The following is an 11323-nucleotide window of genomic DNA, read 5'->3' as shown; positions in this document are numbered from 1 at the left end:
AGGAGTCGTCCATGAAGCGCCGAGGGTTTATAAAATCAGCAGTTATTATGAGTGCATCAAGCGCAGCGGGTGTTTCCATGCCTGTTTGGGCACATAAAAGTAAGCGTACAACGGCATATACACAAAGATTAAATAACTCAGAGCTTCTTTCTTGGAACGTCACAAACCCCGCGATTTTAATTGAAAACCCACAACAAACTATCGTAGAAGTAAGCCTAAAACCGAGAGTGGCAAGGCGCTATGGTAGCAAAGTGTATATTTTGTTTGAGTCAATGAATCAAATAGACATATACGATGATAAAGGAACAGTCTTAGGTTTTATTCCGCTGAGCATGCATGTTAAAGATTTTGCTATTGATGAAAAGCACCAGCGTTTATTTGTTACAGGGGAAACGAGCTATTCTATTTATGCATTAGATTTTGAGGGCGATGTACTCGGCTCTTTTGGCGAATTTGGAAATGAACTGGATCACCAACTGAATGGTGTTAAATCGATAACCTGCGATGCGTCTGGATATATACATGTTTTAGACTCTCATTCAAACAGCATAAAGATATACGACAGTCAGGGCATATATCTGAAGAGTTATGGACCTAGGGAGTTATATACAAAAACTCGACTACTGACCATAGATGGATATAACTCGATAACCGCTATTGGTGGCAAGTTTGCAGATACCGTCTATAAATTTGATATTTCAGGTCAGCCTTTAGGGTAGTTTAATGACTCTCAGTTGTGCACAACCAACTAAGGTGTTGGCGGGCGCAAAGCTCGATTTATCTTGCTGTGTTAATGCTCTGCTCGATGATGTTATTTCTGTCAGCAATTCACATTGGTGCAGGCACGTAAATACATCTTGCTTTACCGGTGAGTGGGATGTACTCGCACTCTATGCTGATCAAGCTCATTTGGATGCTCATCCAATTTTACAATGTTTCTCAATTGAGGAATGTAACGGGCAGTTTTCACCTTTGCCTATCATGGAAAGTCTGCATGAAATTGAACGATTTCTAGGCCAATTCAAATGTCCCTTTAAGTCGGTGAGGCTTATGCGTTTAGGGGCAGGTAGTCAGATCTATCCACATCAAGACCATCGCTTATCTTTGGAGTACGGCGAAGCACGGATCCATATCCCCATTACTGGCTCTGAAGAAATTGAGTTTGTTGTTGGCGGACAAAAAGTGCCTATGCGCAATGGGGAAGCTTGGTACGTCAATGCGGACTTAGAGCACAGTGTTTTGAATCGCGGCTTTAAGGCTAGGATCAATTTGGTGATTGATTGCAAGGTTAATGCGTGGCTTAAAAATATCATTGAATGTTCTGAGCAAAAATTTTAAAGCTGCATATACTCAATAAATGCACATAAGAGGATAAGGATTATGGTGCAATTTACCATACCTGAGGGACTTCATATCCGTCCCTCAACAGCAAGTGATAAGCCATTTATCGAAAAGCTGCACAGAGAAGTAAGACAGGACTTGCAGTGTATTGATGGTGAGCAAGACTTTATTGAGTCCATCGTTGAGATGCAGCTAAAAGCGCAAACTCAAGGGTACGGTGCTCAGTACCCCAATGCAATGTACTTCATTATTGAAAAACACGGTGAACCCATTGGCAAGGCCACGCTTGATTTTGGTCACAACGAAATTCGCTTAATTGATATCGGTTTTTTAAACGCTGCGCGAGGACATGGTTTTGGACGAGCAATTATTCAATCATTTCAGCATTGTGCGGCGCAGTCAGCTATGCCACTCACTTTGTCTGTTAGCTGTTTGAATTTGGGTGCAAAACGCTTGTATTTAGAACTGGGTTTTCAAACTGAATTGATACAACCGCCTCATGAATTATTGATTTGGTATCCCCCTGCAATGAAAAGCATAGTGGGTGTTTAAACTGGGTGTCATTTAGGCAGCCTTGTATTCACTTTACACAAAAAGAGTAGCAAGAAATGGAAATAGTAACGCATGAGTTAATGCACTCCTTAGTTGGTCAAAAAGTAGATGTCTTTTCGGTGCAGAATGAACAGCAAGTTGGTGAACTAGAAATTTTTAACGTAGAGAATGGCAGAATAGACACTGCGGAGTTTTCTTCCTTTAGTATTTCTCTTCGCGGAGACCCTAACAACCAACTTCCTCAAGATAATTATCTGTTTAAGCATAGTACGTTTGGTGAATATCCGATGTTTATGAGTATTTATGATGTTGATAAATATCAGATTGTTATTTCTCGCAAACGCAATTAAGAAGTGGGGAAACCCAAGTCAAAAGTAAGGAGTGGTTTTTATGGTTAATCCGTATTTAGGCATGATGCAGATGATTGCCTTTAACTTTCCACCTGTACACTGGGCTGCGTGCAATGGTGCATTGATTCCTGTCAACGACAACCCAGCGCTATTTTCATTGCTCTCAGATACTTTCGGTGGCGATGCACGAACGAACTTTGGACTACCTGATATGCGAGGGCGAGCGCCTGTTTATCAAGGTAAATACGGTATAGTGCAACAAGGTCAGAAGGGCGGTTTTGAGGAAGTTACGCTGAGTAATGCTCAGACGGGACATAACCACGATTTTCAAGTTGATTCTTTGGAAGGTGATAGCTTCCTACCATTTAGTAACGCCAATCCAACAGCGCGTTACACAATATCGACTGCAAACACGCAGTTTCCGGCTGGGGTAAAAAAGTTTTACGCGCAAAACTCAGGTGGTTTGGATACCTTGTCATCGCAAAGTATTGGCACTGTAGGGCAAAACGCACCTCATACTAATTTACAACCAACAACGGTTCTGGGTTTTGTGATTGCACTTAACGGTGCGTATCCGCCAAGAAACTAAGTACAGGAGCATAATATGAGTGATGCATATTTAGGTGAAATTCGTATGTTTGCAGGCGTGTATTCACCATACCACTGGTCATACTGTGCAGGCCAGCTACAAGCGATAACGGATAATCAATCTTTGTTCAGTCTATTGGGCTCTAACTACGGTGGTGACGGCCGCAGTACTTATGGGTTGCCTGACATGCGAGGGCGAATACCAGTGGGTGATGGGCAGGGGCCAGGCCTGACAAATCGAGTGATAGGTCAGCGGTATGGTGTTGAACAAGTTGTGTTATCGACCTCACAATTACCAGCACACAGTCACCCCGTACAAATAACTAGTGCGACGTCTGAGTTACAAGCTCCAGTTGATGGGCAATCTTATATTGGTAGCGAGCTACATTTTTTACCTGATTCTACCGCAGGGTTAGAAACGAACCCATTCAGCGCTCGAGCCATAGGCACAACCGGTGGTGATGAAGCGCACGAAAACAGAATGCCTATGCTGTATCTCGGTTTTATCATTTGTATGAACGGTTTGTACCCGTCTCGGAATTAAAGGAGTATTGAAATGGATCCATTTATTGGTCAAGTTGATATGTTGCCATATACCTTCGCTCCGGTTAGTTATGCGTTTTGTGATGGCCAGTTTGTTGATATTTCGCAAAATCAGGCATTGTTTGCTGTGATTGGTACTACTTATGGCGGCAATGGACAGACAAATATGCAGCTACCAGATTTGCAAGGCAGAAGCCCAACCATGTTTGGTACTGGGCCTGGTCTTTCCCCAGGCGATCTTGGTAATCGGGTTGGGTTACCGGATGTTGTGTTAATGGAGAGTGAACTTCCATCACATACTCATGAGTTATATGCAGGTAAAACCATCAAAGATGGTCTGGTTGATCGCTCCAATGGCACTGGTTTGTTATCTGCGGCAAGAGCCACCACTGGTGGTGTCGCTCGTGTATATTCTTCTGATGATTTGGGAGGCTCAAACATTACTTTGAATCCTCAAGCGATATTGAGTAGTGGGCAAAATCAAGCGCATGAAAATAGACAACCATACCTTGCTGTACAATTTTGTTTGTGTATGGATGGCATTTTTCCCCCAAGGAGCTAGGTGAGTAGTTTGCTGTGAAACTGTTAGGTTGTTTTTTAATCCTGGTTACATTTTGGGCTGTCGCTGGTGACAGCCCCGAGAAGCCTTATATTACTTTTAAAAATGACCTTGAAGAAATTAGGTTATACCCATCACCTCAAACGGATATCTATAGTAGTAATATTGGATTGGATTTTTATTTAAATTACAAACTTATTGCTCAAATCGATAAACAAAAAGCAAATGGCATTGAGTCGATAGCGCCAATCCAAATACTTGCGGAAAATGTAGAGAGTGCAACCATTCTAATATCACCTGCACCGACACAGTTTTTATTTGTTTATGAACAGCTTAAGCAATTAAGCGGGGTGGTGAATATACAGCCTGATTTTGCAATTGTGCGTGCACATGAACAAGCTGAACAAGCGCCTAATAGTATATTGAAAGCGCAACAAGTGAGGCAGCTTCACAGGCATCAGTGTATTTCGTCTTATCATCCAAAACGTATAGCAATTATTGATGACGGTTTGAGTTTATCAGAGCCTGCACTTTCAACGTTTAGTGTATTACTCGCATACGATGCAGACCGCCAACAACTATTATCAAAAACAGAGGGCACAAATGGTCATGGCAGCATGGTTGCCAATGTTATAGCAAGCAACCTTAAGTCACAGGCAATTGGCAAAAGCGCTCCCGCAGCTGAGCTGGTGAGTATTCAGCAAGCCAGCACTTTAAATTCGGCCATGATTTTGGCATTCAGTGTGTCTCAAAAAATGCAGGTAGACATCATTAATAGCAGTTGGACACTGCCTTTTGTTTCAGAACTTCTGGCTAACGTGATCCGCTATGGGCTAACGGAAGGGGGCATTTCTTACATTATCGTATCGGCAGGAAACCATGCACAGGATGCTTGTGTGAGCAATAAGCTGTCGTTGATAAAAGGCGTAACAACAGTTGGTGCATTGTCTCTCGATGGAACAATTGCACCGTTTTCAAATTATGGTCGGTGCGTCGATGTATATGCACCGGGCGTATTTTCCAAAAAAGAACAAGGTTTAAATCTCACTAAACATGGGACGTCTTCGGCGGCAGCTTGGATCACCGGAGAAGTGTCACACCTGTTGGGGTGCGGCCTGACAAACAATGAAATTAAACTCAATAACAATTATTAAGCTCGTTTGATTTTTTAAACAGAGACTGCGCGCTGTTAACTAAGGAGTAAAGGCATGCAAGGGTATCGTGAACAGGGTTATGGAAGTACTGGTGATGAGGCCGATCTGGTCAACATTGACTTTGCGAGTGAATATAGTGAGAACTTCCCTAAAATCTTACAAGCATTAGGGGTCTCACTGGTTGTTTCTAGCTATCAATCACATGCTGTGATGCTACTTAGAAGCTGTGGAACGGCACTGAATTGCAGTGTAAAAAAGTTTGTCAGGCCAATGGGCGTCTGTGTCAGTGAAGATAGACTTTTAGTCAGTACCGTGAATCGAATAGTGAACTTTAAAGCAAGTAGTATGTCTCGAAAAAGTGTACTTAGCGGTGAAGTGGACAATATTGACTCTTTGGCAAGTAAATTACGAGATGAGCAACGCGATACCGATGCATTTAAAGCGCTTAGAACTGAGCAGATCAGTGCAATAAAACAATGTGATGTCTTATTTACAGAGCGCTCTTCGTTAACGACGGGGACGCTCAATACGCACGATATCGCTTGGGGCGATGACGGCTTATGGGTCGTTAACTCAAGCTTTTCTTGTCTTGCGACCCTTTCTTCAGAATCAGGTTTTACACCCCGTTGGAAGCCGCATTTTATCAGCGAGTTAAAACCGCAAGACCGTTGTCATTTAAATGGTATGGCCATGTTAGATGGGCAACCTAGATATGTCACAACGTTTAACACCCAAGATTATCAAGATTCATGGCGAACCGAGCTAAATGGCACGTTAATGGATGTAGAAAAAAATGAAATACTCATTAGTGGGCTATCGATGCCGCATTCACCAAGATGCCATGATGGGAAAGTGTACTTATGTAACTCAGGCGAAGGTGAAATACTGTGTTACGACCCAAAAACTTGCGAAAAATCAGTTTTATGCACATTACCTGGCTTTACACGTGGACTGACATTTTATGGTGATTTGATGTTGGTTGCGACCAGTCATGTGCGTTCGTCTACCGTGGTTAATGATATACCTTTAACCAAAGCGCATACCCAAAAAGATACTGTCTGTGGCATATGGATTATCAATAAGCAAAACGGTGAGATCCTATCCAAATTGCAGTTTAAAGGCGATGTAAGCCAACTTTACGATCTTTGCATTATTCCCAACTCCACATTTCCTGAAATGATCAGCGGTGATGACGCTATTTCTGCGCATTTATATGAGTTTACGAAGGAGGAATTGAAATGAAAAAACTTGATATGACGACCTCGATATTAGGGGTGATGATCCCATCACTGGTTGCTGCAAATTCTTCTTCAAATATTGCCGATAGTTACTTCTTGCCAAATCACGAAGTGCCGTCGCTCAACTCCATACAAGTTGCAGACAGTATTCACTTTAACAATAAGCAAAGCAATAAACAGGATAAGGTATTTGGTATTGCTGAGCATAAGAAGGAGCAACCAAATAACCAAGATGATGCAACATCAGCCACGCTGTCTTTTTTGGCAGCGCAAGGCTTACTTGGCAGCCAAGGGATGGGAGTAACTCAAGTTAATGGTGAAGTGAGTATTGCCAAAGAGCTTGCGGCATCTTGCCAAGCCTCTTTTGGTTGTACTACCGCCTATGGTAGCCAAGCCAGTTGTGAAGCAGCGCCTGGACCTGGTGTATGGTTTCCTGATACCAATGATTGTACCGCTGCAGCACCAGACCCGGACATCAATTTAAAAGGTAACGGTCAATCAATTACATCTGGCACGACGGCATTAAGTGCAAGCAACCATACTGATTTTGGTTCTCACCAAACGGGTGGCAGCAATTTTACTCGTACGTTTACCATAGAAAATGTAATCGCAGCTTCTACGCTTAATTTGAGTGGCTCTCCATTAGTGAGCATTTCAGCTTCCAGTGACTTTTCAATATCCAGCCAACCTGGCGCTAGTTCTTTAAATGGGGTCACCAGCACGACATTTGTTGTTCAGCTAGATCCGACTACGGTTGGCTCACCAAATGCTACGGTGACCATAACCAGTAATGATCCCAATGAAGGCACCTATACGTTTAAAGTCGGTGCCACAGTCACTGCGGCCAATACCGCACCTGTGGTAGATTTAGATACGGCTGCTGGTGGTAATAACAGGTCGTCCTCTTTCAGTGAGGGCAGTGGTGGGGTTGGCATTACTAACAGTGCCAGCGTCACAGATGCAGAGTCAGATACCATTAAAACGATTACGGTTTCTCTGACAAATGACCAAGACGGGGCCTCGGAAGGACTGAACGTCACAGGCTCGGCGCAAAATGCTTTAAATGGGGTATCGGGTAGCTCAGATATCACCCTGCAAGATACCATTTCGATTACTGGGGCGACAGCAACACTCGCCCAAGTGCAGACGTTTTTAGACGCTATAACCTATAACAATACGTCGTCTACACCAAATACAACGGCCAGAACGGTAACGGTCGTCGTCAATGATGGTACTGACAATAGTGTGTCACGTACCTCAACAGTGAGTGTCGCGAATGTCACTTCGACCACCTCGTCGGGTGCATCGTTTAATACCACAACGGGTGCTAACCTAAACCCCGCGATTTTATTTACTAGTGAGAATGAATCTCTAACCATAGCGCAAACATCACATGCTGCAGGGTCTACAGCGGATGGCGGCGGTGGTACGGATACCTTGAACGTATCAGATGGTGTGGATATCAGTGGACTGACGTCGCTAGCAAACTTTGAGACATTAGAGGCGGCAAACAACGGTAACTTGACCTTGAGTGAGACTCAGCATGAGTCATTCAGCACCATAAACGGTGTAGGCATTAACCAGTTTACTATCTCAAGTGGTAATGGTGATGCGGCTGTGACGGGGGATGCAGACATTGAAACCTATGTTTTAGGTGCTGCTATGACATTCACTTTGGGAAGTGCGTCGCAAAATGTCTCGGGCAGTAGCTCCAACGATGTCATTAATGTCGCTGCACTCACACCAACAGGCACACTTGATGCTGGTGGCGGGACAGGCGATACACTGCGTCTTTCAAGTGGCGCAAATATCGCGGGTGCGACTGTTTCAAATACAGAAGTATTGGAGTTGAACTCTGGGGCTTCGGTGACCATGACCGAAGCACAGCATGATAGCTTTGGCTCCATGACAGCAACCGGCACAGATACGATTACCATTTCAGCAGCCACAGATGGGTTAACAGGCAATTCTGCAATAGAGTCATACGTACTATCCGTCGGGAATACATTTACATTGGGCAGCGCTGGTCAAAACCTAACAGGGAGTGGTAACAACGATACTGTCAATGTGGGGACTCTGACCGCGACAGGTACATTAGCAGGCGGTAGTGGTACAGATACACTTAGTGTCGGAAATGGCGGCAGTATTGCTGGTGCAACAGTTTCTGGTTTTGAAAACCTCACTTTATCAAGTGGCGCATCCGCAACATTTAGTGCTGCACAACTTTCTCAGTTTTCAGGCACAGTTACGGCTGCTGGTACAGAGACTGTCTCTGTGACAGGCGATGGGGATCTGTCAACGGTTGCTGGCATCGAAAACTATACTATTGGCGATGACAGTACAAACACTCGTACGGTAACGGTCGCTGCTGCTGGTCACTCAGTGACTGCAAACAGTGTCACTGATGCCGTGACTTTTGACGTTGGGACATTAACATTTACAGGCACGCTCACAGGGGAAAATACGTCCGCTGATACATTGAGCTTATCCAATGGCGCAGATATTAGCGGCGCGACCATTTTAAATATTACTAATCTTGCCTTGGCAACTGGCGCGTCGGTGACGATGACCGCAGCGCAAAATGAGAGCTTTAGTGGCTCAATCACCGCAGGTGGTACAGAAACCATCGTGATCTCAGGTGATGGTGATATAACAACACGCTCAGGCATAGAAAATTACACAATAGGCGATGACTCTAGTAATACGCGCACAATCAACGTGGGCGCAACGACAAGTGTTACGGCAACATCGGTGACTGATGCAATTACTTTTAATATTGCCGGGCAAAGCTTTTCGGGTTCGTTAACAGGTCAAGCGACAGCTGCCGACATCGTGTCTGCCAGTGATGGTGCCAATACAACAGGTGCAAGTTTTAGTAATGTGGGCACACTGTCATTGGTAAGTGGCGCAACAGTAACGATTGACGCTCAAAATGTCAGTGACTTTTCAACAGCAATAAATGGCGCTGCGGGCACTGAAACATTGAACTTGGTCAGTGGTGGCACATTCGACTTTAGTTCGACCAGTGTTTCAAGTATTGAAAATATCTCGCTAGGTTCTAACAGTGTCACTTCGGTGACCATTACCGATAACTTTTCTTCAAATGGCGGGACAGTCACCGTCAGTAACTCATCAGGCTCAGCTATTAATGCTGGAGTCACCATTAACGCATCTGCGTTAGCAGGAGATAGCTTGGTGATTTCCGCAACCGATTTAACTGGTAATGACACTTTAACAGGGGGTGACAGCGCCGACACGATAAGACCTGGTTCGGGCACAGATTCTATAACGGGTAACGGTGGGAATGATAACTTTGTCGGTAGTGCCAGCGATTTAAATGGGGATACCATCGCAGACCTTGCTGTGGGCGATATGATCACGGTGACGGGTGTCACTGGGTTAACCACAAGCAACGTCAGATTTAACGGTAATAGTACCTTACAAGTGGATACCGATGCGACAGACTTTGCAGCAGCTGAGATTGCCCTGACGCTAACAAATTCACCAGGCGCAAGTTTAGATTTTACAGTCGCTGATAGCGGCGCGAACACAGTGCTCACCTTTATTGCAGCCAATGATGTGCCTGTGCTTAGCTCACTAAACGGGTTGTCTTCCTTTACAGAAAATGGTTCAGCGGTTGCCATTGATAGTGATGCGACTGTAGCAGATACAGAATTGGATGCCTTAAATGGGGGGACGGGTAATTACAATGGTGCGTCTTTAACCATCACCCGAAACGGTGGCGCCAATGCACAAGATGTGTTTGCAAACTTGAGTTTGCTAGGCACGTTAACTCAGGGCAATACCTTTACTTATAATGGCACCAGTGTTGGTACTGTGACGACAAACTCCGCCGGTACGCTTGTTCTGACATTTAATACCAGCGCAACATCGGCCATTGTTGATGGCGTGATCCAATCTATTTCCTACAGCAATACATCTGACGACCCGCCTTCAAGTGTTACGCTTGATTACACATTTAACGATGGTACGGCGAACAGTACAGGCACAAACCAAGCGGTTGTGAATATTGCAGCGCAGAATGATGCACCAACAGATATTGCATTATCTGCAACGAGTATGAATCAATCGGCAACGGGCACAAGTGTGAATGTGGGCACGCTGTCGACCACGGATCTCGATAGCGCCAATGTGCATGCATATAGCCTAGTGAATAGTGGCAGCAGTGCCAGCGGTACTTGTACAAGTAATACCGGAAACAGCAGTTTCCAAATTAGCGGTTCGAATTTACAAACTCAGTCGGCACTAAGTGCTGGGGATTATATTGTCTGTGTTCAGACAAGTGATGGCACGACAACATTCCAAGAGTCATTTACCATAACGGTTGTAGATAATGTCGCGCCAAACGCGCCTTCCACGCCAGATCTGGATGCAGGTTCTGACAGCGGTGGCTCAAATACCGATAATGTCACATCTGACACTACGCCTACATTCAGTGGTACAGCGGAGTCTGGCAGTACGGTAAGGTTGTATAGCGACCAGTCTGGCAGCACAGTGATTGGCAGTGGTACCGCAACAGGCGGCAATTGGCAGATCACCACAAGTGCATTATCAGCAACGACTCATGCCATTACAGCAAAGGCAACGGATGCAAGCAATAATGAAAGTAGCGCCTCTAGTGCTTTGAATGTGACTATAGATACATCAGCACCAAACGCGCCGAGCACGCCTGACCTGTCAGCCAGTAGTGATTCAGGTACGTCCAACACAGATAATATTACAAACGATACAACACCAACGATCACGGGCACAGGTACTACAGGTGACACCATTAACTTGTCATCCAATTTAGACGGTAATATCGGTAGTACTACTGTCTCTGGTGGTACGTGGAGCATTACATCGTCTACGTTACAAGCAGGCAGTCATACTATTTCAGCGCAATCTGTTGATAATGCGGGTAATATGGCGAACGCTGCGGGTAATTTATCGCTTACGTTAGACACGCAAGCACCCAGTGGGCAAAACGTTGCCTTT

General features: G+C 44.7%; 10 protein-coding genes. All 10 read left to right on the top strand.

Annotation, left to right across the window (positions count from 1 at the left end; all coding sequences use genetic code 11):
- Window positions 1-47 precede the first annotated feature (47 nt).
- Window positions 48-719, top strand: coding sequence for a hypothetical protein (locus L1077_RS25135; RefSeq protein ID WP_237139532.1), 672 nt, complete (start codon window positions 48-50; stop codon window positions 717-719).
- Between the two features lie 4 nt (window positions 720-723).
- Entirely contained in the window at window positions 724-1338 is a 615-nt protein-coding gene (locus L1077_RS25130; protein WP_237139531.1) for an aspartyl/asparaginyl beta-hydroxylase domain-containing protein, read from the top strand.
- Between the two features lie 42 nt (window positions 1339-1380).
- On the top strand, window positions 1381-1893 hold the full coding sequence (locus L1077_RS25125) for a GNAT family N-acetyltransferase (RefSeq protein ID WP_237139530.1): 513 nt from the start codon (window positions 1381-1383) through the stop codon (window positions 1891-1893).
- 56 nt (window positions 1894-1949) lie between these two features.
- Entirely contained in the window at window positions 1950-2243 is a 294-nt protein-coding gene (locus L1077_RS25120; RefSeq protein WP_237139529.1) for a DUF6916 family protein, read from the top strand.
- Window positions 2244-2283: 40 nt separating this feature from the next.
- Entirely contained in the window at window positions 2284-2832 is a 549-nt protein-coding gene (locus L1077_RS25115) for a phage tail protein (protein WP_237139528.1), read from the top strand.
- Window positions 2833-2847: 15 nt separating this feature from the next.
- Window positions 2848-3375: a phage tail protein gene (locus tag L1077_RS25110; RefSeq protein ID WP_237139527.1), complete on the top strand. Its 528-nt coding sequence runs from the start codon at window positions 2848-2850 to the stop codon at window positions 3373-3375.
- Between the two features lie 12 nt (window positions 3376-3387).
- Window positions 3388-3936, top strand: coding sequence for a phage tail protein (locus L1077_RS25105; RefSeq protein WP_237139526.1), 549 nt, complete (start codon window positions 3388-3390; stop codon window positions 3934-3936).
- A 14-nt stretch (window positions 3937-3950) separates the two neighbouring features.
- Entirely contained in the window at window positions 3951-5087 is a 1137-nt protein-coding gene (locus L1077_RS25100; RefSeq protein WP_237139525.1) for a S8 family peptidase, read from the top strand.
- 54 nt (window positions 5088-5141) lie between these two features.
- The gene (locus tag L1077_RS25095) at window positions 5142-6329 is read left to right on the top strand and encodes a TIGR03032 family protein (RefSeq protein WP_237139524.1); all 1188 of its coding nucleotides are present in this window, start codon (window positions 5142-5144) and stop codon (window positions 6327-6329) included.
- On the top strand, window positions 6326-11323 hold a 4998-nt coding region (locus L1077_RS25090), incomplete at its 3' end, for a beta strand repeat-containing protein (protein ID WP_237139523.1). The genes L1077_RS25095 and L1077_RS25090, both read left to right, overlap by 4 nt.

Source organism: Pseudoalteromonas luteoviolacea (assembly GCF_021654285.1).
GTDB classification, from domain to species: Bacteria; Pseudomonadota; Gammaproteobacteria; order Enterobacterales; family Alteromonadaceae; genus Pseudoalteromonas; species Pseudoalteromonas luteoviolacea_J.
The sequence above is the reverse complement of the archived record's forward strand: the minus strand, read 5'-3'. Positions and strand labels throughout refer to the sequence as shown.

Coding starts and splice junctions, on each gene's coding strand:
- L1077_RS25130 (WP_237139531.1), top strand. CDS start 724: ATGACTCTCAGTTGTGCACAACCAACTAAGGTGTTGGCGGGCGCAAAG.
- L1077_RS25115 (WP_237139528.1), top strand. CDS start 2,284: ATGGTTAATCCGTATTTAGGCATGATGCAGATGATTGCCTTTAACTTT.
- L1077_RS25120 (WP_237139529.1), top strand. CDS start 1,950: ATGGAAATAGTAACGCATGAGTTAATGCACTCCTTAGTTGGTCAAAAA.
- L1077_RS25125 (WP_237139530.1), top strand. CDS start 1,381: ATGGTGCAATTTACCATACCTGAGGGACTTCATATCCGTCCCTCAACA.
- L1077_RS25105 (WP_237139526.1), top strand. CDS start 3,388: ATGGATCCATTTATTGGTCAAGTTGATATGTTGCCATATACCTTCGCT.
- L1077_RS25110 (WP_237139527.1), top strand. CDS start 2,848: ATGAGTGATGCATATTTAGGTGAAATTCGTATGTTTGCAGGCGTGTAT.
- L1077_RS25095 (WP_237139524.1), top strand. CDS start 5,142: ATGCAAGGGTATCGTGAACAGGGTTATGGAAGTACTGGTGATGAGGCC.
- L1077_RS25135 (WP_237139532.1), top strand. CDS start 48: ATGAGTGCATCAAGCGCAGCGGGTGTTTCCATGCCTGTTTGGGCACAT.